At 67.2% G+C, this 21711-nt stretch carries 23 protein-coding genes; 17 read left to right on the top strand and 6 right to left on the bottom strand.

Annotated features, from left to right (window positions below):
- Nucleotides 1–13 precede the first annotated feature (13 nt).
- The 14 genes from CUJ89_RS31310 (at nt 14) to CUJ89_RS31245 (ending at nt 12164) form a co-directional block, all read left to right on the top strand.
- Nucleotides 14–1564 (top strand): aromatic/alkene/methane monooxygenase hydroxylase/oxygenase subunit alpha, encoded by a 1551-nt coding sequence (locus tag CUJ89_RS31310; RefSeq protein WP_114181110.1) that lies wholly within the window; start codon nt 14–16, stop codon nt 1562–1564.
- 63 nt (nt 1565–1627) lie between these two features.
- Nucleotides 1628–1984 (top strand): phenol hydroxylase subunit P4, encoded by a 357-nt coding sequence (locus CUJ89_RS31305; protein WP_114181109.1) that lies wholly within the window; start codon nt 1628–1630, stop codon nt 1982–1984.
- 25 nt (nt 1985–2009) lie between these two features.
- Nucleotides 2010–3074, top strand: a complete 1065-nt coding sequence (locus CUJ89_RS31300) for an NADH:ubiquinone reductase (Na(+)-transporting) subunit F (protein ID WP_114181108.1) — start codon at nt 2010–2012, stop codon at nt 3072–3074.
- A 1-nt stretch (nt 3075) separates the two neighbouring features.
- Nucleotides 3076–3432, top strand: coding sequence for a 2Fe-2S iron-sulfur cluster-binding protein (locus CUJ89_RS31295; protein WP_114181107.1), 357 nt, complete (start codon nt 3076–3078; stop codon nt 3430–3432).
- A gap of 17 nt (nt 3433–3449) precedes the next feature.
- Complete coding sequence (locus tag CUJ89_RS31290) at nt 3450–4394, top strand: catechol 2,3-dioxygenase (protein WP_114181106.1); 945 nt, start codon at nt 3450–3452, stop codon at nt 4392–4394.
- A gap of 21 nt (nt 4395–4415) precedes the next feature.
- On the top strand, nt 4416–4865 hold the full coding sequence (locus CUJ89_RS31285; protein WP_114181105.1) for a GlcG/HbpS family heme-binding protein: 450 nt from the start codon (nt 4416–4418) through the stop codon (nt 4863–4865).
- An 89-nt stretch (nt 4866–4954) separates the two neighbouring features.
- Complete coding sequence (locus tag CUJ89_RS31280; protein WP_201752350.1) at nt 4955–6466, top strand: 2-hydroxymuconic semialdehyde dehydrogenase; 1512 nt, start codon at nt 4955–4957, stop codon at nt 6464–6466.
- A 35-nt stretch (nt 6467–6501) separates the two neighbouring features.
- Nucleotides 6502–7284: a 2-oxopent-4-enoate hydratase gene (gene dmpE / locus CUJ89_RS31275; RefSeq protein WP_114181104.1), complete on the top strand. Its 783-nt coding sequence runs from the start codon at nt 6502–6504 to the stop codon at nt 7282–7284.
- A 40-nt stretch (nt 7285–7324) separates the two neighbouring features.
- Nucleotides 7325–8248, top strand: a complete 924-nt coding sequence (locus CUJ89_RS31270; RefSeq protein WP_114181103.1) for an acetaldehyde dehydrogenase (acetylating) — start codon at nt 7325–7327, stop codon at nt 8246–8248.
- 45 nt (nt 8249–8293) lie between these two features.
- The gene (gene dmpG, locus CUJ89_RS31265) at nt 8294–9340 is read left to right on the top strand and encodes a 4-hydroxy-2-oxovalerate aldolase (protein WP_114181102.1); all 1047 of its coding nucleotides are present in this window, start codon (nt 8294–8296) and stop codon (nt 9338–9340) included.
- Entirely contained in the window at nt 9337–10125 is a 789-nt protein-coding gene (gene dmpH / locus CUJ89_RS31260; RefSeq protein ID WP_114181101.1) for a 2-oxo-3-hexenedioate decarboxylase, read from the top strand. The genes dmpG and dmpH overlap by 4 nt, the downstream gene beginning before the upstream one ends.
- Nucleotides 10126–10139: 14 nt before the next feature.
- Entirely contained in the window at nt 10140–10331 is a 192-nt protein-coding gene (locus tag CUJ89_RS31255; RefSeq protein WP_114181100.1) for a 2-hydroxymuconate tautomerase, read from the top strand.
- Between the two features lie 36 nt (nt 10332–10367).
- Entirely contained in the window at nt 10368–11189 is an 822-nt protein-coding gene (locus tag CUJ89_RS31250) for an alpha/beta fold hydrolase (protein ID WP_114181099.1), read from the top strand.
- Nucleotides 11190–11261: 72 nt separating this feature from the next.
- Nucleotides 11262–12164 (top strand): transporter, encoded by a 903-nt coding sequence (locus CUJ89_RS31245; protein WP_114181663.1) that lies wholly within the window; start codon nt 11262–11264, stop codon nt 12162–12164.
- Nucleotides 12165–12228: 64 nt separating this feature from the next.
- Here the strand turns inward: CUJ89_RS31245 and hndA are convergent, their stop codons facing one another.
- Nucleotides 12229–13179: a 2-hydroxy-1-naphthoic acid nonoxidative decarboxylase gene (gene hndA / locus CUJ89_RS31240; RefSeq protein ID WP_114181098.1), complete on the bottom strand. Its 951-nt coding sequence runs from the start codon at nt 13177–13179 to the stop codon at nt 12229–12231.
- A gap of 122 nt (nt 13180–13301) precedes the next feature.
- Between hndA and CUJ89_RS31235 the strand changes: the two genes are divergently transcribed.
- Nucleotides 13302–14186, top strand: a complete 885-nt coding sequence (locus CUJ89_RS31235; protein ID WP_114181097.1) for a LysR substrate-binding domain-containing protein — start codon at nt 13302–13304, stop codon at nt 14184–14186.
- A 44-nt stretch (nt 14187–14230) separates the two neighbouring features.
- On the opposite strand, the gene dbpA is transcribed toward CUJ89_RS31235, so the two are convergent.
- From dbpA to CUJ89_RS31210, 5 genes are all read right to left on the bottom strand, one after another.
- On the bottom strand, nt 14231–15628 hold the full coding sequence (gene dbpA / locus CUJ89_RS31230; RefSeq protein WP_114181096.1) for an ATP-dependent RNA helicase DbpA: 1398 nt from the start codon (nt 15626–15628) through the stop codon (nt 14231–14233).
- Nucleotides 15625–15825 carry a hypothetical protein gene (locus tag CUJ89_RS31225; protein ID WP_114181095.1) on the bottom strand — a complete coding sequence of 67 codons (201 nt, stop codon included), beginning with the start codon at nt 15823–15825 and terminating at the stop codon, nt 15625–15627. Before CUJ89_RS31225 ends, dbpA begins: the two co-directional genes overlap by 4 nt.
- 442 nt (nt 15826–16267) lie before the next feature.
- Nucleotides 16268–17953: a malate dehydrogenase (quinone) gene (mqo, locus tag CUJ89_RS31220; protein ID WP_201752349.1), complete on the bottom strand. Its 1686-nt coding sequence runs from the start codon at nt 17951–17953 to the stop codon at nt 16268–16270.
- Between the two features lie 545 nt (nt 17954–18498).
- On the bottom strand, nt 18499–18744 hold the full coding sequence (locus tag CUJ89_RS31215) for a hypothetical protein (protein WP_236655011.1): 246 nt from the start codon (nt 18742–18744) through the stop codon (nt 18499–18501).
- Nucleotides 18745–18809: 65 nt separating this feature from the next.
- Nucleotides 18810–19298: an Lrp/AsnC family transcriptional regulator gene (locus CUJ89_RS31210; protein ID WP_114181092.1), complete on the bottom strand. Its 489-nt coding sequence runs from the start codon at nt 19296–19298 to the stop codon at nt 18810–18812.
- A gap of 128 nt (nt 19299–19426) precedes the next feature.
- Here CUJ89_RS31210 and CUJ89_RS31205 point away from each other — a divergent pair, with 128 nt between their 5' ends.
- Both CUJ89_RS31205 and CUJ89_RS31200 read left to right on the top strand, forming a co-directional pair.
- A complete protein-coding gene (locus tag CUJ89_RS31205) occupies nt 19427–20461 on the top strand; it encodes a histone deacetylase family protein (protein WP_114181091.1) in 1035 nt (344 codons plus the stop codon).
- 70 nt (nt 20462–20531) lie between these two features.
- Nucleotides 20532–21674, top strand: coding sequence for a branched-chain amino acid ABC transporter substrate-binding protein (locus tag CUJ89_RS31200; RefSeq protein ID WP_114181090.1), 1143 nt, complete (start codon nt 20532–20534; stop codon nt 21672–21674).
- Nucleotides 21675–21711 lie beyond the last annotated feature (37 nt).

The raw sequence follows: 21711 nt of genomic DNA, 5'->3' as shown, positions 1-21711 counted from the left end.
ACCGGAGACACGCATGGACACGCCAACGCTCAAGAAAAAGCTCGGCCTGAAGGACCGCTACGCGGCAATGACGCGCGGCCTCGGCTGGGAGACGACCTACCAGCCGATGGACAAGGTTTTCCCGTACGACCGCTACGAGGGCATCAAGATCCACGACTGGGACAAGTGGGTCGACCCGTTCCGCCTGACGATGGACGCGTACTGGAAATACCAGGGCGAGAAGGAAAAGAAGCTGTATGCGGTGCTCGACGCGTTCACGCAGAACAACGCGTTCCTCGGCGTGACCGATGCGCGCTACATCAACGCGCTGAAACTGTTCATCCAGGGCGTGACGCCGCTCGAATATCTCGCGCATCGCGGCTTCGCGCATGTCGGCCGGCACTTCACCGGCGAGGGCGCGCGCATCGCGTGCCAGATGCAGTCGATCGACGAATTGCGGCACTACCAGACCGAAACGCACGCGATGTCGACGTACAACAAGTTCTTCAACGGGTTCCATCACTCGAACCACTGGTTCGACCGCGTCTGGTACCTGTCGGTGCCGAAATCGTTCTTCGAGGATGCGTATTCGTCGGGGCCGTTCGAATTCCTGACCGCGGTGAGCTTCTCGTTCGAGTACGTGCTGACGAACCTGCTGTTCGTGCCGTTCATGTCGGGCGCCGCGTACAACGGCGACATGTCGACCGTCACGTTCGGCTTCTCCGCGCAGTCGGACGAATCGCGCCACATGACGCTCGGCATCGAGTGCATCAAGTTCCTGCTCGAACAGGATCCCGGCAACGTGCCGATCGTGCAGCGCTGGATCGACAAGTGGTTCTGGCGCGGCTACCGGCTGCTGACGCTGGTCGCGATGATGATGGACTACATGCAGCCGAAGCGCGTGATGAGCTGGCGCGAATCGTGGGAAATGTACGCGGAGCAGAACGGCGGCGCGCTGTTCAAGGATCTCGCCCGCTACGGCATTCGCGAGCCGAAGGGCTGGCAGGACGCGTGCGAAGGCAAGGACCACATCAGCCACCAGGCATGGTCGACGTTCTACGGCTTCAACGCGGCTTCCGCGTTCCACACGTGGGTGCCGGCCGAAGACGAGCTGGCGTGGCTGTCCGCGAAGTATCCCGACTCGTTCGACCGCTACTACCGCCCGCGCTTCGACTACTGGGGCGAGCAGGCGAAGGCCGGCAACCGCTTCTACATGAAGACGCTGCCGATGCTGTGCCAGACCTGCCAGATCCCGATGCTGTTCACCGAACCCGGCAACCCGACGAAGATCGGCGCGCGCGAATCGGACTACCTCGGCAACAAGTTCCATTTCTGCAGCGATCACTGCAAGGAAATCTTCGACCACGAGCCGCAGAAATACGTGCAGGCGTGGCTGCCGGTGCACCAGATCCATCAGGGCAACTGCTTCCCGCCCGATGCGGATCCGAGCGCCGAAGGCTTCGATCCGCTCGCCGCGGTGCTCGACTACTACGAAGTGGGCATGGGCCGGGACAACCTCGATTTCGACGGCTCCGAAGACCAGAAGAATTTCGCGGCATGGCGTGGCCAGGCCACGAGCAACTGATACGCAACCTTGAAGAGGGCCCGCGCGCGCCGATGCGCGAACGCGGGCCGACAGGAGACAAGCATGGCCGTCATCGCGCTCAAACCCTACGACTTCCCGGTGAAGGACGTGGTCGGGAAGTTTCCGGCACCGCTGCTCTATGTGTGCTGGGAAGACCACCTGATGTTTCCGGCGCCGTTCTGCCTGCCGCTGCCGCCCGACCTGCCGTTCGGCGCGCTTGCGAAGGACGTGCTGCCGCCGGTCTACGGCTATCACCCCGACTTCGCGAAGATCGACTGGGACCGCGTCGAGTGGTTCCGCTCCGGCGAGCCGTGGGCGCCGGATGCAGCGAAGAGCCTGGCCGGCAACGGCCTCGGGCACAAGGACCTGATCAGCTTCCGCACACCGGGCCTCGACGGCCTCGGCGGTGCGAGCTTCTGACCGCCACGCGGACGAGCGAACCATCATGAGCCACCAACTTACCATCGAGCCGCTGGGCGTCACGATCGAGGTCGAGGAAGGACAGACGATGCTCGACGCCGCGCTGCGCCAGGGCATCTACATTCCGCACGCGTGCTGTCACGGCCTGTGCGGCACCTGCAAGGTCGCGGTGCTCGACGGCGAGACCGACCTCGGCGATGCGAATCCGTTCGCGCTGATGGACTTCGAGCGCGAGGAAGGCAAGGCGCTCGCGTGCTGCGCGACGCTGCAGGCCGACACCGTGATCGAGGCCGACGTCGACGAGGAGCCGGATGCGGAAATCATCCCGGTCAAGGACTTCGCGGCCGACGTCACGCGCATCGAGCAACTCACGCCGACCATCAAGTCGATCCGCCTGAAGCTGTCGCAGCCGATCCGGTTCCAGGCCGGCCAGTACGTGCAGCTCGAGATTCCGGGGCTCGGGCAGAGCCGCGCGTTCTCGATCGCGAATGCGCCGGCCGACGTCGCCGCCACCGGCGAGATCGAGTTGAACGTGCGGCAGGTGCCGGGCGGGCTCGGCACCGGCTACCTGCACGAGCAGCTGGCGACGGGCGACCGCGTGCGCCTGTCGGGCCCGTACGGCCGCTTCTTCGTGCGCCGTTCGGCCGCGCTGCCGATGGTCTTCATGGCCGGCGGATCGGGGCTGTCGAGCCCGCGCTCGATGATCGCGGACCTGCTCGACAGCGGCGTCGCCGCGCCGATCACGCTGGTCTACGGCCAGCGCAACGCGAAGGAACTCTATTACCACGACGAATTTCGCGCGCTGGCCGAACGCCATCCGAACTTCACGTATGTGCCGGCGCTGTCCGAAGGCGCGCCGGACGCGGGCGGCGGGATCGCGCAAGGGTTCGTGCACGACGTCGCGAAGGCGCATTTCGACGGCGACTTCTCGGGGCATCAGGCCTACCTGTGCGGCCCGCCCGCGATGATCGACGCGTGCATCACCACGCTGATGCAGGGGCGCCTGTTCGAGCGCGACATCTATCACGAGAAGTTCATCTCGGCGGCCGATGCGCAACAGACGCGCAGCCCGCTGTTCCGGCGGGTGTGACATGGACGCCGGCCGCGTGTGCGGGACGGTCACGATCGCGCAGACCGACGAGCGCTACGCATGCGTGGCCGGCGAGTCGTTGCTGGCCGGCATGGCGAAGCTCGGCCGGCGCGGCATTCCGGTCGGCTGCCTGAACGGCGGGTGCGGCGTGTGCAAGGTGCGCGTGCTGCGCGGCGCGGTGCGCAAGCTCGGGCCGATCAGCCGCGCACACGTGAGCGCCGACGAAGAGGGCGACGGTTATGCGCTCGCGTGCCGCGTGGCGCCCGACGGCGACGTCGAGCTGGAGGTGGCCGGCCGGCTGAGCAAGCCGTTTTTCTGCGGGTCGGCCTGCGCCGGCGCGCCGGACTTCAACAAGTAACCAGGAGGAGACACATCATGGGTGTGATGCGTATTGGACATGTCAATCTGAAGGTGATGGACATGGAAGCGGCGCTGCGTCATTACATGCGCGTGCTCGGCATGCAGGAGACGATGCGCGACGCGGCGGGCAACGTCTACCTGAAATGCTGGGACGAATGGGACCGATATTCGCTGATCCTGTCGCCGTCCGACCAGGCGGGGCTCAAGCACGCGGCCTACAAGGTCGAGCACGATGCCGATCTGGACGTGCTGCAGCAGCGCATCGACGCCTACGGGATCAAGACGGAGATGCTGCCCGAAGGCGCGCTGCCGGCGGTGGGCCGCCAATTGCGATTCCAGTTGCCGAGCGGGCATGAACTGCGCCTGTTCGCGAAGAAGGAGCAGGTCGGCACCGCGGTCGGCTCGCTGAATCCCGATCCCTGGCCGGACGATATTCCGGGCTCGGCCGTGCACTGGCTCGACCACTGCCTGCTGATGTGCGAACTGAACCCCGAGGCCGGCGTGAACCGCGTCGAGGAGAACACGCGCTTCATGGCCGAGTGTCTCGACTTCCATCTGGCCGAGCAGGTGATGGTCGGCCCGGGCAACACGATTCGGGCCGCGACGTGGATGTTCCGCAGCTCGACGCCGCACGACATTGCGTTCGTCGGCGGTCCGCGCAACGGCCTGCATCACATCGCATTCTTCCTCGACGACTGGGCCGACGTGCTGAAGTCGGCCGACGTGATGGCGAAGAACAAGGTGAAGATCGACGTCGCGCCGACGCGGCACGGGATCACGCGCGGCACGACCATCTATTTCTTCGATCCGAGCGGCAACCGCAACGAGACCTTTGCGGGGCTCGGCTATCTCGCGCAGCCCGATCGCCCGGTCACGACGTGGACCGAGGACCAGCTCGGGCGCGGCATCTTCTTCCACTCCGGCGAGCTGAACGAAGCGTTCACGACCGTCTACACCTGACCCGCGCAGGAGCACAGCGTCATGGCACCGAACGATTCGACCCGAAGCGTCGATCTGCGCACGATCGACTGGCCCGCCGCGGCGCGCGCCGCGCAGGCGGCGGCACAGGCGGCCGAGCGGCTCGGCGTGCGCGTGAACGTCGCGGTTGTCGATGCGGCCGGCCTGCTCGCGGCATTCGTGCGGATGCCCGGCGCGCCGCTGCATTCGATCGACATTGCGATCGACAAGGCATACACGGCCGCGAGCTTTGGCCTGCCGACCGGCGCATGGCACGACGCGCTGGTTGCGCACTCGGAGGCGGTGCGGCAAGGGCTCGTCTTGCGCGCGCGCTTCGTCGCGTTCGGCGGCGGGTTGCCGATCGTCGAGGACGGCGTGCGGATCGGCGGCATCGGCGTGTCGGGCGGCAGCGAGGCGGAGGACGAGCGTTGCGCGCACGCGGGCCTCGAAGCGGCCGGCTTCGGCGGCCCGTGACGGGCGGTACACGGTACGCGGCACACGGAACGAGAACGCGCTTCACGAACGAACCGGCTCACGAATTCACGACTATCGGCAGACACATCATGTACGACACGGAACCCATCGCCGCGACACGCGGCCCCGCCGGCGGGCAGCCGGACCTGCGGCTCGTCCGCAATTTCATCGACGGCGACTATCGCGCGGGCGAACGCTGGTTCGACAAGCGCTCGCCGCTCGACAACGCAGTGATCGCGCACGTGGCCGAAGCGAGCCGAGCCGATGTCGACGCGGCCGTCCACGCGGCGCGCGCGGCGCTGGCGGGGCCGTGGGGCGGCTTCACCGTCGCGCAGCGCGTCGAGATCCTGTACGCGGTGGCCGACGGCATCACGCGCCGCTTCGACGATTTCCTCGAAGCCGAGGTGGCCGACACCGGCAAGCCGGTGAGCCTCGCGCGTCATATCGACATCCCGCGCGGCGCCGCGAACTTCAAGGTGTTCGCCGACGTCGTGAAGAACGTGCCGTGCGAAACCTTCGAAATGGCGACGCCGGACGGCGCGGGCGCGCTCAATTACGCGATCCGCCGGCCGGTCGGCGTGGTCGGCGTGATCTGCCCGTGGAACCTGCCGCTGCTGCTGATGACGTGGAAGGTCGGGCCGGCGCTTGCATGCGGCAACACGGTGGTCGTGAAGCCGTCGGAGGAAACGCCGCAGACGGCCGCGCTGCTCGGCGAAGTGATGAACGCGGCGGGCGTGCCGCGCGGCGTCTACAACGTCGTGCACGGCTTCGGGCCCGATTCGGCCGGCGAATTCCTGACGACGCACCCGGGCGTGAACGCGATCACGTTCACCGGCGAGACACGCACCGGCGCGGCGATCATGAAGGCGGCGGCCGACGGCGCGCGGCCCGTCAGTCTCGAGATGGGCGGCAAGAACGCGGCGATCGTGTTTGCCGATTGCGATTTCGACGCGGCCGTCGAGGGCACGCTGCGCTCGTGCTTCGCGAATGCCGGACAGGTGTGTCTCGGCACCGAGCGCGTGTATGTCGAGCGCCCGCTGTTCGAGCGCTTCGTCGCCGCGCTGAAGGCCGGCGCCGAACGGCTGCGGCCGGGCCGCCCGGAAGCGGAAACCACCGGCATCGGGCCGCTGATCAGCCAGGAACACCGCGACAAGGTGCTGTCGTACTACCGCAAGGCGGCCGAGCTCGGCGCGACGGTCGTGACGGGCGGCGGCGTGCCCGACATGCCGGACGACCTGCGCGACGGCGCGTGGGTGCAGCCGACGATCTGGACGGGCCTCGGCGACGATTCGCCGATCGCGCGCGACGAGATCTTCGGCCCGTGCACGCTCGTGATGCCGTTCGATTCCGAAGCCGAGGTGATCGGCCGCGCGAATGCGAATGCATACGGGCTGTCGACCGCGATCTGGACGGCCAGCCTGTCTCGCGCGCATCGCGTCGCCGCGTCGATCGACGTCGGCATCGCATGGGTCAACTCATGGTTCCTGCGCGACCTGCGCACCGCGTTCGGCGGCGCGAAGCAATCGGGCATCGGCCGCGAAGGCGGCGTGCATTCGCTCGAGTTCTACACGGATCTCCGCAACGTCTGCATCAAGCTTTGATTCCCTCTGTTACTGCTACTGATCGGAAGACTCTTATGGACTCCACGTTGATTACCGCGCTAGGCGACCGGCTGTACGACGCGATGCGATCGCGCACGCCGGTCGCGCCGCTGACGTCGCAGCACGAGGACCTGTCGGTCGACGACGCTTACCGGATCCAGCAGCGCTTCGTCCAGCGCCGCCTGGACGCCGGCGAGACCGTCATCGGCAAGAAGATCGGCGTCACGTCGAAGGCCGTGATGGACATGCTCGGCGTGTACCAGCCCGATTTCGGCTACCTGCTGTCGGGCATGGTGCATGGCGAAGGCGAATGCGTGGCGCTCGACACGCTGATCCAGCCGAAGGCGGAAGGCGAGATCGCATTCGTGCTGAAGCGCGACCTGCTCGGCCCCGGCGTGACGAACGCGATGGTGCTGGCCGCGACCGAATGCGTGATGCCGTGCTTCGAGATTGTCGATTCGCGCATTCGCGACTGGAAGATCCGGATCGGCGACACGGTCGCGGACAACGCGTCGTGCGGCGTGTTCGTGCTCGGCGACCAGGCGGTGAGCACGCGCCGCGTCGATCTCGCGACCTGCGGGATGGTGCTCGAGAAGAACGGCGACGTGATCGGCACCGGTGCCGGCGCGGCGGCGCTCGGTTCGCCGGTGAATGCCGTCGCATGGCTGGCCAATACGCTCGGCCGTCTCGGCATTCCGTTGAAGGCGGGCGAAGTGATCCTGTCCGGTGCGCTTGCCGCGATGGCACCGGTCGGGCCCGGCGACAACTTCCGCGTGTCGATCGGCGGGATCGGCGCGTGTTCGGTGCGGTTCGCGTGAGCGGCGCCGTCCTCATTCACTGGCAAACAAGGAATTCCCCATGACCCGAAAGATCCGTTGCGCGCTGATCGGCCCCGGCAATATCGGCACCGACCTGCTCGCCAAGCTGATGCGCAGCCCCGTGCTCGAACCCGTCTGGATGGTCGGCATCGATCCCGAATCCGACGGCCTGAAGCGTGCGCGCGAGCTCGGCCTGAAAACCACCGCGGACGGCGTCGACGGCCTGCTGCCGCACGTGCAGGCCGACGGCGTGCAGATCGCGTTCGATGCGACGAGCGCCTACGTTCACGCGGAGAACAGTCGCAAGCTCAACGCGCTCGGCGTGCTGATGATCGACCTGACGCCGGCTGCGATCGGCCCGTATTGCGTGCCGCCTGTCAATCTGAAGGATCACATCGGCTCGGGCGAGATGAACGTGAACATGGTCACGTGCGGCGGCCAGGCGACGATTCCGATGGTGCGTGCGATCTCCCGCGTGCAGCCGGTCGCGTACGGCGAGATCGTCGCGACCGTGTCGTCGCGCTCGGTCGGCCCGGGCACGCGCAAGAACATCGATGAATTCACGCGCACCACATCGGCGGCGGTTGCGCAGGTCGGCGGCGCGAAGGACGGCAAGGCGATCATCGTGATCAACCCGGCCGACCCGCCGCTGATCATGCGCGACACCGTGCATTGCCTGACCGAAAGCGCGCCCGACGAAGCGCGCATCGTCGAATCGGTGCACGCGATGATCGCCGACGTGCAGCGCTACGTGCCGGGCTACCGGCTCGTCAACGGGCCGGTGTTCGACGGCAACCGCGTGTCGGTCTACCTCGAGGTCGAAGGCCTTGGCGACTACCTGCCGAAATACGCGGGCAACCTCGACATCATGACGGCCGCCGCCGCGCGCACCGCCGAGATGTTCGCCGAGGAACTGCTGGCGGGACGCCTTGCGCTGGCGCCGGCCGCGCCGGCAGTGGCCTGACGCCCGCGCACGCTTATCCCACGATCGGACGAACAAGGAACCGCAATGAACCTCAAAGGCAAGCAAATCACCGTCCACGACATGACGCTGCGTGACGGCATGCACCCGAAGCGTCACCAGATGACGCTCGACCAGATGCGCTCGGTCGCGAGCGGGCTCGACGCGGCCGGCGTGCCGTTGATCGAAGTCACGCACGGCGACGGGCTCGGCGGATCGTCGGTCAACTACGGCTTTCCCGCGCACACCGACGCCGAATACCTCGGCGCGGTGATCCCGCTGCTGAAACGCGCGAAGGTATCGGCGCTGCTGCTGCCGGGCATCGGCACCGTCGACCACCTGAAGGAGGCGCACGCGCTCGGCGTGCATACGATCCGCGTCGCGACGCACTGCACCGAGGCGGACGTTTCCGAGCAGCACATCGCGATGGCGCGCCAGCTTGACATGGATACCGTCGGCTTCCTGATGATGAGCCACATGAACAGCCCGGAAGGGCTGGTGAAGCAGGCGAAGCTGATGGAGTCGTACGGCGCGAACTGCATCTACGTCACCGATTCCGCGGGCTACATGCTGCCCGATGACGTGAAGGCGCGCCTGGGCGCGGTGCGCGACGCGCTGCAGCCGGAGACGGAACTCGGCTTTCACGGGCACCACAACCTCGCGATGGGTGTCGCGAACTCGATCGCCGCGATCGAGGCCGGCGCGAACCGGATCGACGGCGCGGCGGCCGGGCTCGGCGCCGGCGCCGGCAACACGCCGCTCGAGGTGTTCGTCGCCGTGTGCGAGCGAATGGGCATCGAGACCGGCGTCGACGTGTGGAAGATCCAGGACGTCGCCGAGGATCTCGTCGTGCCGATGATGGATTTCCCGATCCGCATCGATCGCGATGCGCTGACGCTCGGCTATGCGGGCGTGTACGGGTCGTTCCTGCTGTTCGCGAAGCGCGCAGGCGAGAAGTACGGCGTGCCGGCGCGCGACATCCTCGTCGAGCTCGGCCGGCGCGGGATGGTCGGCGGGCAGGAGGACATGATCGAGGACACCGCGCTGACGCTCGCGAAGGCGCGCGCGGCGCAAGCGAAGCGGGAGGCCGCATGAATCTGACCACCGAAACCGTCGAGTCGCTCGCCGCGCATCTCGACGACTGCATGCGCGACGCGCGCGACACGCCGAAGATCACCGACCGCCATCCGGAGATGGACTGGGACGACGCCTACGCGGTGCAGGACGAGATTCGTCGCCGGCAGCTCGAGCGCGGCGCGCGCATCGTCGGCTACAAGGCCGGCCTGACGTCGCACGCGAAGATGCGCCAGATGGGCGTCGACACGCCCGTGTTCGGGTTCCTGACCGATCTCTACGACCTGCCCGACGGCGGCGAATGCGACACGTCCGCGCTGATCCATCCGAAGGTGGAGCCCGAGATCGCGTTCGTCACGAAGGCCGAACTGAAGGGGCCCGGCTGCCATATCGGCGCGGTGCTGGCCGCGACGGATTTCGTCGTCGCCGGCATCGAGGTGATCGACAGCCGCTACCGCGACTTCAAGTTCGACCTGAAGAGCGTGGTGGCCGACAACACGTCGGCCGCGCGCTTCGTCGCGGGCGGCCGCCCGCTGGCGGTGGACGGCGTCGATCTGCGCACGCTCGGCGTCGTGCTCGAGAAGAACGGGCTGCCGGTCGCGTTCGGCGCCGGCGCGGCGGTGCTCGGGCATCCGGCCGCCGCGATCGCGATGCTCGCGAACCATCTGGGCGCGCGCGGCGAATCGATTCCCGCGGGCAGCCTGATCCTGTCGGGCGGCATCACCGAGGCGGTGGCGGTCGAGGCCGGCGACAACGTGACGCTGCGCGTGCAGGACATCGGGTCGGTCGGCCTGCGATTCATCTGACGAGGAGGCCGATCGTGCCGGTTGCTCATCTGTACATCCTGGAAGGCCGCGACGACGACAAGAAGGAACGTCTGATCGCCGAGGTCACCGAAGCCATCCATCGCTCGCTCGACGCGCCGGTCGAATCGGTGCGCGTGATCATCACCGAGATGCCGAAGGCGCACTTCGGGATCGGCGGGCAGAGCGCGAAGCAGCGCGGGCGCTGACGCGCCGCGTCTACATGAATCGACTGGAGGAGCGTCATGTCACTCAATCCTGAAATCGGCCGCCGGATCGTCGCCGGCGGCATCGACACGAACTATCACGACCACGGCGACGGGCCGCCCGTGCTGCTGATCCACGGCTCGGGGCCGGGCGTCACGGCCTATGCGAACTGGCGGCTCACGATGCCGACGCTCGCCCGGCAGTTTCGCGTGATCGCGCCGGACATGGCCGGATTCGGCGAGACCGAGCGTCCCGCCGGATACCGGTACTCGATGGACCACTGGGTCGATCACGCGCTCGGCCTGCTCGACGCGCTGGGCGTCGAGCGCGCGCACGTGATCGGCAATTCGTTCGGCGGCGCGCTGGCGCTTGCATTGGCGATCCGGGCGCCCGCGCGGGTCGGGCGACTCGTGCTGATGGGCGCCGCGGGAACGCGTTTCACGTTGACCGAAGGGCTCGATGCGGTGTGGGGCTACACGCCGTCGATCGCGAACATGCGCGCGCTGCTGGACATCTTCGCATTCGATCGCACGCTGGTGAACGACGAACTCGCAAAGCTGCGCTACGACGCGAGCGTGCGGCCCGGCTACCAGGAGGCGTTTGCGAACATGTTTCCCGCGCCTCGCCAGCGCTGGGTCGATGCGCTCGCGAGCGACGAAGCGAAGCTGCGCGCGCTGACGCACGACACGCTGATCGTGCACGGACGCGAGGATCGCGTGATTCCGCTCGAGAGTTCGCTGAAGCTGGCCGAACTGCTGCCGAACGCGCAGCTTCACGTGTTCGGCCGGTGCGGGCACTGGACGCAGATCGAGCACGCGGCGCGCTTCGACCGGCTCGTCATCGATCACTTCAACGAGTAGGGAATCGGCAGGGCTAGTCGCGCAGGACAACCATAAAAAATCAAATCAGTAGAACGAATATTGGAGACGTCGATGAAACGAAAGACTGCATACGGATTGATCTCGCTCGCCGCGTGCGCGGGCATGGCGCTGAGCACGGGCGCACGGGCGACGGAGGGCGGCGGCGATACGATCGGCGAGGGCGCGGAGGCGTTCTTCGCCGGCGCGCTGCCGCCGGCCGGGCTCTACGGGCTGCTGTACTACACGCATTACCATGCGTCGCGCTTCAACGATTCGCACGGCAATGGCGCGGTGCCGGGCTTCAGGCTCGATGCCGACGTGCTGATTCCGCGCGTCGTCTGGATGTCGAACCTGTCGGTGCTCGGCGGGCGCTACGGCGCGTATGCGGTGCTGCCGATGGAACACCTGGCGCTGGATGCGGGCGGCGCGTCGTTCGACCGCACCAATCTCGGCGACCTGATCGTCAGCCCTGCGCTGATCGCGTGGGGATCGGGAGCGCTGCGGACCGTCGCGGCGATCGAATTCGTGTTCCCGACCGGGCAGTACGACGCGCATGCGGCGCTGAATACCGGCAAGAACTACTACACCGCGCGGCCGGTATTCGGCGTGTCGTGGCTGCCGAACGACAAGATCGAGGTTTCCGCGAAGATCACGTACAGCTTCAACTCGCCGAACAACGATACGCATTACCACTCGGGGAACCTGTTCCACGTCGACTATTCGGCGAGCTATGCGGTCACGCCGAAGGCGCGGGTCGGGCTGTCGGGTTACTTCGTCAAGCAGACCACGGACGACATGCAGAACGGGCAGCCGGTCGCGGGCGACGGGTTCCGCGGCCAGGCGTTCGCGATCGGGCCGGGCGTGCGCTACCAGTTCGGCAAGGTCAGCCTCGAAGCGCGGGTGGTGAAGGAGTTTTTCGTCCGCAACCGGCCGGCCGGTGAGGCGGTGTGGGCGAAGGCCGTCATTCCGTTCTGACGAGCGAAAGGCGTATTGCTCGTTCCGCGCGTGACGCCACCGTCGTGGGGCGTCACGCTGCGCGTTACCGGGCGAGCGACGCGAGGCGGGGAAACAGCGCGAGTGTGTTGCCGCGGTTGATCGCAACATGCCGGTCGGCGCTCAGCGCGGCGCAGGCATCCTGCTCCGCGGCAAACGACGTGCTGACGGCGGCCGGCGCGTACGGGAAATCGCTTCCGTACAGAATGTGGCCGGGCTTTGCGAATGCGACGAGGCTCGGCAGCGCCGACGGGGACGACAGCGCGGTATCGAAGTAGAACGCTCGGAGAAGCTCGAGCAGCCCGTCGCGGGACGGCACGTCGTCGCGCACGCCAGGCGCCAGTTCCGCGAACCGGTAGGCCGCGTACGGCAGGAAGCCGCCGGCATGCGACAGGATGATGCGCACGTTCGGGTGTCGCGCGATCACGCCGTTGAGCACGAGCTGCAGCGCGGTGCGCGTCGTATCGAACGGATAGTCGAGCAGCGGGCCGGGCATCCCGGGCAATGCGTCGATCGCGGGCTTCGCGGGGTGGATGAAGACCACCGCGCGGCGGCGATCGAGTTCGGCCCAGATGGCTTCGAATGCCGGGTCGCCGAGATAGACGCCGCCATAGTTGCTGAGCAGCACGACGCCGTCGGCGTTCAGCGCATCGAACGCATGGCCGATTTCCGCCAGCGTGCCGTCGACGTCGGGCAGCGGCAACGTGGCGAAGTTGCCGAATCGCGCCGGATGGTTCGCGACGAGGCCGGCCGTGTATTCATTCACCTTGCGGGCGAGGTCGCGCTTCGCGTGACCGTTCCATCCCTGCACGCCCGGCGCGGTCAGCGACAGCACGCCGGTCTGGATTTCCAGCGAATCCATGAAGGCGAGCGCGCTCTCCGGGCTCCATGCGGGGCTTTTCCAGCCGGACGGATCGCCGCCGTGCGCGGGCAGTGCGTCGGCCCAGAAGGGCGGGACGACGTGCTGGTGAACATCGATGCGGTTGAGTTTCGACATGACCGGGCTCCTGGGGAAGTGCGCTGCATTGCAGCGTTCGATCGTCAGGATGCGCGTGGTTGATTTTTCAATCCAATAGATTAAATTTGAAGATTGATTGTTTTTGGTGATTAATCGATCGTATGGATCTTCGTCATTTGCGCTACTTTCTCGCGGTTGCCGAAGAAGGGCATTTCGGCCGCGCGGCAGAGCGGCTGCATATCGTGCAGCCCGCATTGAGCGTGCAGATCCGCGCGCTCGAGGATGAACTGGGAACCGCGCTGTTCGAGCGCAGCACGCGCAAGGTCGCGCTGACGGACGCGGGCCGGCTGCTGGTGATCGAGGCGCGGCGCACGCTCGAGCAGGCCGAGCGCACGAAGGCCGTGGTCCAGCGCGCGGCGCGCGGCGAGACGGGTGTGGTGCGGGTCGGCTTCGTCGGGAATGCGGTCGCCACGGGGCGCCTGTCCGACGATCTGACCGCGTTTCATGCGGCGTGGCCGGGCGTGGCGCTCGACCTGCACGAAATGGCGCCGGCCGCGCAGCAGGACGCGATCCTCGCGGGCCGCCTCGACATCGGCTATTGCCCGGCGTTCGGCACGGCCTTCGATGCGAAGCTGGCCGTGCGAACGGTCGGAAGCTGGTCGTGGGAAGTGGTGATGAGCGATCGGCATCCGCTGGCAAAGCGGCGCTCGGTGAGCGTTGCGGCGCTGGCGGACGAACCGTTCATCGTCTACGCCGCCGACGGCGACGACGAAGGGCAACTGGCGATCCTGCGGCAGGTGCTCGGCAAGGAGCCGCGCATCGCGCACAAGGTGAGCAGCACGCTTTCCGTGCTGGCACTGACCGGCGCCGGCCTCGGGGTGACGCTCGCGCCGGCGCCGCTCAGCCGGATCGCGGCGCCGAATGTCGTGTACCGGAAACTCGCCGGGAGCGCGCCGAGATCGGAACTCGTCGCGATCAGCCGGATCGGCGGGGAATGGGGCGCCGTACAGCAGTATCTGGCGATGCTGGGCGAGCACGCCGCATAAGCGTTGCACAAGCGCCGCGACGCATGGCGCCGCGGCGCCATGCGTCACTCGTCGTCCATCAACCGGACCTTGACCCGCTTGCCCTTGATCTTCCCCGCATTGAGCTTGCGCAGCGCGTCGTGCGCGACGCCGCGCTCGATCGCGACATAGGTCGAGAACTCGGTCACATTGATCTTGCCGATCTGCTTGCCGTCGAACCCCGCGTCGCCGGTCAGCGCACCGAGCACATCGCCCGGGCGGATCTTGTCCTTGCGCCCGCCGAGGATCTGCAGCGTCTCCATCGGCGGCAGCAGCGTGCCGTCGCTGGCTGGCTTCAGCTCGGCGAGCGGATGCCATTCGACTTCGCGCTTCTGCGCGTGCTCGATCCCGCCGACGCGGCCCATCTCGTCCATGCTCGCGAGGCTCAGCGCCCAGCCGTCCTGATCCGCGCGGCCCGTGCGGCCGATGCGGTGCACGTGCACTTCGGGGTCGGGCGTCACGTCGACGTTGATCACCGCCTCGAGCTGCGCAATGTCGAGCCCGCGCGCGGCGACGTCGGTCGCGACCAGCACCGAGCAGCTGCGGTTCGCGAACTGGATCAGCACCTGGTCGCGCTCGCGCTGGTCGAGCTCGCCGTGCAGCGCGAGCGCGTGGAAGCCCTGCGCATGCAGCACGTCGAGCAGGTCGCGGCACTGCTGCTTGGTGTTGCAGAACGCGATCGTGCTTACCGGCCGGTAGTGGTTCAGCAACTGGCCGACCGCGTGCAGTCGCTCGTTCTCGGTCACTTCATAGAAGCGCTGGCGGATCTTGCTGTTGTCGTGGCGCTCTTCGAGCTTCACTTCCTTCGGGTTGCGCAGGAACTGCTGGCTCAGCTTCACGATGCCGTCCGGATAAGTCGCGGAGAACAGCAGCGTCTGGCGCGTCGGCGGGCACATCCGCGCGACCTTCGCGATGTCGTCGAAGAAGCCCATGTCGAGCATCCGGTCGGCTTCGTCGAGCACCAGCGTGTTCAGCCCGTCGAGCTTCAGGTTGCCGCGATCGAGGTGATCCATGATGCGGCCCGGCGTGCCGACGACGATGTGCGCGCCGTGCTCGAGGCTCTGCGCCTGCGGGCGCATCGGCGTGCCGCCGCACAGCGTCAGCACCTTCACGTTCTCCTCGGCGCGCGCGAGGCGGCGCACTTCCTGCGCGACCTGGTCGGCGAGCTCGCGGGTCGGGCACAGGATCATCGCCTGCACGTCGAAGCTGCGCGTGTCGAGTCGCGACAGCAGCGCGAGCGAGAACGCGGCGGTTTTGCCGCTGCCGGTCTTCGCCTGCGCGATCAGGTCCTGGCCGGCGAGCGCGATCGGCAGGCTGGCGGCCTGGATCGGCGTCATGTCGACGTAGCCGAGCTGCGCGAGGTTGGCGAGCGTGGCGGGCGTCAGCGGCAGCGCGCTGAAGGGCGTGGCGGTCGGCTGGGTCATTCCGGGGCGTCTCCAAGGTAGGGGCGGCCTGCCATCTGTTCGTAGACGATCGTGCCGTCTTCGGCGTCGAAGCGCTCGAGATAGTTGCGCGCGCCGCACAGCGGGCAGCGGAACAGCAGCCCCTGGCCCTCGTCCTTGATGACGACGTCGGATATCTCCCACGGCGAGCCGCAGCTCTGGTTTCGGCAGGTAAACACGGTCTTTCTCCAGCTGAATTCGGTTGTGCGCCCTTTGCGGGCGGGCGCGGGCGTCGCACGGCCACGGCGCTCGCGTGCACCCGCGGCAGCGGGCGGTGCGGTCGGTGGCGTGAGGGTGCGACGCTGCGGATGATGGATCGGGAGGGCGATTCGGGATCGCGCGTGCCGCAATTCTAGCGGATACCGCGCGACGCGCTGGGCTGGATGCGGCGGAACCGCCGCAATCGGTCGATTTCGCCCGGGTGTCGCGACCGTGCGGCTGGTGGCGCGCACCGGGCCGCCGGGCGCAGACGCAAAAACGGCCATCCTCGCGGATGGCCGCAGATTGCCGACCGCCTCCCCGTTTTCCGGAGCGAGGGGCGGTCCGTCTTTCAGGCGAAACAGGACGGAACGGGCAACGGCCCGCCCGTCAGGTTCGCGTTGCGTGTCGCCGTTCGGCGAATTACAGCGCCATGTCGGCCGCTGCCTTGGCCGGCCGGGCCGGCGCGGCAGCGGCACCCGACGGGGCGGGCGCGGTGAGGTCGATCTTCGGCGGCGGCGCGAGTTGCAGCACGTCGCTCGTGTAGGTCCATTCCTCGACGACCTTCGCGGGGCTGTCGTTCAGCTTCGTGCCGTAGCTCGGCACGATCTGGCGGATCTTCTGCTGCCACTCGGGCGTCGCGACCTTGTCCTTGAACACCGTCTTCATCAGGTTCAGCATGATCGGCGCGGCCGTCGACGCGCCCGGCGACGCGCCGAGCAGGCCCGCGATGCTGCCGTCCTGCGAACTGACGATCTCGGTGCCGAGCTTCAGCACGCCGCCCTTCACCGGGTCGCGCTTGATGATCTGCACGCGCTGGCCGGCCTGCCACAGGCGCCAGTCTTCCTTCTTCGCGTTCGGGAAGTATTCCTTGAGCGCGTTGAAGCGGTCGTCGTCGGACAGCATCAACTGGCCCGCCAGGTACTGGACCAGCGGGAATTCGTCGACGCCCACGCGCATCATCGGCGCCACGTTGTGCGTGTTGGTGCTCTTGAGCAGGTCGAAGTACGAGCCGTTCTTCAGGAACTTGGTCGAGAATGTCGCGAACGGCCCGAACAGGATGATCTTCTTGCCGTCGATGATCCGCGTGTCGAGGTGCGGCACCGACATCGGCGGCGAGCCGACCGACGCCTTGCCGTACGCCTTCGCCAGATGCTGCTTCACGACCTCGGGGTTGTCGGTCACGAGGAACGAGCCGCCGACCGGGAACGCGCCGTAGTCCTTCGCCTCGGGGATGCCCGACGCCTGCAGCAGGTGCAGCGCGCCGCCGCCCGCGCCGATGAACACGAACTTCGCGTCGACGGCTTGCGGCGGTTCATCCGAATGCAGCTTGACCCACGACACGTGCCACGTGCCGTCGGCGTTGCGCGAGATCTCGCGCACTTCGCTCGACAGCGACAGCGTGAAGTTCGGCTGGGTCTTCAGGTAGCCGACGAACTGGCGCGTGATCTCGCCGAAGTTCACGTCGGTGCCGATCGGCGTCCAGGTGGCGGCGACCTTCTGCTTGCGGTCGCGGCCTTCCATCATCAGCGGCACCCACTGCTTGATCTGGTCGTACTCTTCCGAATACTGCATGCCGCGGAACAGCGGGCTCGCCTGCAGCGCGTCGTAGCGCTTCTTCAGGAAGCGGACGTTGTCGTCGCCCCACACGAAGCTCATGTGCGGCGTCGAGTTGATGAACGCGTGCGGGTTCTTCAGCACGCCCTGCTTGACCTGCCAGGCCCAGAACTGGCGCGAGATCTGGAACGACTCGTTGATCTCGATGGCCTTCGAGATGTCGATCTTGCCGTTCGCCTTCTCCGGCGTGTAGTTGAGTTCGGCGAGCGCCGAGTGGCCGGTGCCCGCGTTGTTCCAGCCGTTCGAGCTTTCCAGCGCGACGCCGTCGAGGCGCTCGACCATCGTCATCGACCAGTCGGGCTGGAGCTCGTGCAGCCAGACGCCGAGCGTCGAGCTCATGATGCCGCCGCCCACCAGCAGGACGTCGACCTTTTTCGTATCGGCGGCGTGCGCGGACGACGCGGCGACGCACAGCGCGAGCGCCGACAGTATTACCCGTAACGTTTTGATCACAGCAGATCCCTCTTCAACTTGGATGCATCGGTTTGCCATGCCGCCCGACGAGCGTTTCGATCGCGGCCGATACGCGTATCCGGAGATCCGGATCGCGAATCCGGAATTCCGGATCGAGGATGTTCGCCGTTGCATTTGCGCACGCGAAGCCGTTGAGGAGGACACCTTCGGATCGGCTTCTTGCAGGCAGGCAATCACCTGCGTCGCGGTGGCGCGCAGCGCGCCCGGGCCCTTGCGGCATGCCTTGGCGGACGGCGCTTCAGGCTGCGTTGAAAGAGGCCGCGCGCGACGCGTCTGGCGGGAGCGGGGTGGCAAGGGGCGCGTAATATAACCGAACTCGGTTAACGTGTCGCACGCGAAGAATGTCCCTGTTTTTGTGGGGTTTTTCGCATGTCCGGGTTTCCGGAATCGTGGTGCGCGATGCTGGAAAACCGACGGGAACTTGCAGGCGCGGCGCGCGCAATTTGCGCGCGGCGTGCCGAGGCGAAACGTTGGAACGTCGATGCGCCGATGCAATGCGGGAGCGATCGCGCAGCGCTTCGCATCGGCATGTCATTGCGTCGCGGCATTGCGCCGCGACCCGCTCACTTCGCCGAATCGTTCCTGCAGAACTGCTCGTACGCTTCTGCCGAATTCGCGAACCCCTTCTGCTTCGCCAGTTCCCACGGGCGCTCGCATTGCTGCGTCTGTTCGCACCATGCGTAGCCGGCCGAGCCGATGCAGCCGTGTGCGTCGCGATCGCCGCCGACCATCGGCGGTGCGGCCGGCGCCGAAGCATCGATCGGCGCCGACGCATTGGCAGGCGCGGCGGAAGGGATGAAACGTTTCATGGGGTAGTGCTCCATGGGATGGGTTTGGGGGAACGGAATGACGGCCCGCACGTTCGTCGCGCCGCTCACGCGTCCGGCACCGGCACGCGCGACGAGAACTTCACCTCGCGCAACGCGAGGCTCGACTGGATCGACGACACGCCGGCCTGCTTCCGGAGCACGCGCTCGACGAATTCCGCATACGCATCGAGATCGGCCGCGACGACCTGCAGGATGTAGTCAGCCGCGCCGGTGATCTTGTGGCACGACGTCACTTCGTCGTGACGCCGCATCACATCCTCGAAGTGATCCGAATCCTGGTCCGAATGCATGTTGAACGTCACCTGCACGAACGCGAACACGTTCATCCCGAGCGCGCGCCGGTCGAGGTTCGCCTGGTAGCCGGTGATCACGCGTTCGTCCTCGAGCCGCTTGCGGCGACGCCAGCACGGCGTGACGCTCAGCGACAGCTTTTCGCCGAGTGTCGCGTTCGACAGTGCGCCATCTTCCTGCAGAAGGCGGAGCATCGCGCGGTCGACGCCGTCCAGTTCAGCTGCAGCGCGATTTTTGCTCATATCCGTGGCTCCGTAGACAGTTTTCTCAAAATTCTACGAAACGCGCGCGCGAAAAGCAAAGTTATTGCCGGCCGGCCTCAATAAACTGTTTCCACCCCTCCTTACACCCATCACTGCAACGGTCAACCATGCTCACGGTCTACAGCAGCGATCACCACCTGCATCGCGGCGTCGAACTGAAAGACGGCGCGATCACCGAGTCGTTCGAAAACCCCCTTCGCGCCGAAACGGTGCTCGCGCAGGTCCGCGCGGCCGGCCTCGGCGACGTGATCGCGCCGCGCGCGTTCGACCGCGCCAGCTACGCCGGCGCGCACAGCGCGCGCTACGTCGATTTCCTCGCCGGCGCATGGGACGAATGGACCGCGACCGGCCGCACCTGCCAGGCATTGCCGCTCGTGTGGCCGGTGCGCGCGATGCCGGCGGCCGCGACGCTGCCCGACTTCATCGACGGCAAGCTCGGCTTCTTCGCGATGGACGCCGGTGCACCGATCAACGCGGGCACCTGGGATGCGGTGAGCGCGAGCGCGAACTCGGCGCTCACCGGCGCCGACCTGCTGTCGAACGGCGCGCGCGCGGCGTTCGCGCTGTGCCGCCCGCCCGGCCACCACGCGGGCCGCGAGTACATGGGCGGCTACTGCTACCTGAACAACGCGGCGATCGCGGCGCAGCACGGCATCGCGAGCGGCGCGGCGCGCGTCGCGGTGCTCGACGTCGACTTCCACCACGGCAACGGCACGCAGGACATCTTCTACGACCGTCCGGACGTGCTGTTCGCGTCGATCCACGGCGAGCCGTCGGTGTCGTACCCGTACTTCTCCGGCCATGCGGACGAGCGCGGCGCGGGCGCGGGCGAAGGCTTCAACCTGAACCTGCCGCTGCCGAAGGGCACGCAGTGGGGCACCTATGCAACGGCGCTCGGGCATGCGACGGCCGCGATCGGCGCGCATGCGCCCGACCTGCTCGTCGTGTCGCTCGGCGTCGACACGTTCGAGCACGACCCGATCAGCCTTTTCCGGCTGCGCTCGCCCGACTACCTGCGGATCGGCGAGGCGCTCGCGCGCCTGAACCTGCCGACGCTGTTCGTGATGGAAGGCGGCTACATGGTCGAAGAGATCGGCATCAACGCGGTGAACGTACTGCTGGGATTCGAAGGGCGCGCGTGAGCGCACGGCATGGCCTTCGACGAACGACGGATCTGAACACGAACGAAGCGCGACAAGGAAGGAGACAGACATGAATCGACATCACAAAACGGCATTCGCCATCGCAGCGACGCTGACATGCGCGGTGCCCGCATTTTCCGCGCACGCGGACGAGATCGTGCGCATCGGGCACGTCGCACCGCTGACCGGCGCGATCGCGCACCTCGGCAAGGACAGCGAGAACGGCGCGCGGCTCGCGGTCGAGGAAATCAACGCGAAGGGGCTCGTGATCGGCGGCAAGAAGGTCAGGCTGCAGCTCGACGCGCAGGACGATGCGGGCGATCCGCGCACCGCGACGCAGGTCGCGCAGCGACTCGTCGACGACAAGGTGGTCGGCGTCGTCGGCCATCACAACTCGGGCACGTCGATTCCGGCGTCGCGCGTCTATCGCGACGGCGGCGTCGTGCAGATCTCGCAGGCCGCGACCAACCCGATGTATACGCAGCAGGGCTTCAAGACGACGTATCGCGTCGTCGCGACCGATGCGCAGCAGGGGCCGGCGCTCGCGTCGTATGCGGCGAAGAACATGGGTATCAAGACGGTTGCGGTGGTCGACGATTCGACCGCGTACGGGCAGGGCCTGGCGACCGAGTTCGAGAAGGCGGCGAAGGCGGCCGGCATGAATGTCGTCTCGCGCGACGCCACCAACGACAAGGCGATCGATTTCCGCGCGATCCTCACGAAGATCAAGGGCGAGAACCCGGACGCGATCATGTACGGCGGGATGGATGCGACGGGCGGCCCGCTCGCGAAGCAGGCGCGGCAACTCGGCATGCGCGCGAAGATCCTCGCCGGCGACGGCGTGTGTTCGACCGACCTGCCGAAGCTCGCGGGCCCGGCGTCCGACAACGTCGTGTGTTCCGAGGCCGGCATCGCGCTCGAGAAAATGCCGGGCGGCGCGGCGTTCGCGAAGCGCTACGAAGCGCGTTACCACCAGCCGATGCAGGTGTATGCGCCGTTCTCGTACGACGCCGTCAACATCATCGTCGACGCGATGAAGCGCGCGAACTCGACGGACCCGGCGAAGGTGCTGGCCGCGATGCCGGCCACCGACTATCGCGGCGTGATCGGCGAAACCAGCTTCACGCCGCAGGGCGACTTGAAGCATGGTGCGATCTCGGTGTTCACGTACAAGAGCGGCAAGAAGGCGCTGCTCGATATCGTCAGGATGTAACGCGGGGCGGGCCGGGCGCGCGCGCCGCCCGCCGCCG

The sequence above is a fragment of the Burkholderia pyrrocinia genome, assembly GCF_003330765.1.
In the GTDB taxonomy this organism is placed as follows: Bacteria; Pseudomonadota; Gammaproteobacteria; order Burkholderiales; family Burkholderiaceae; genus Burkholderia; species Burkholderia pyrrocinia_B.
This window is presented reverse-complemented; position numbering and strand designations above follow the sequence as displayed.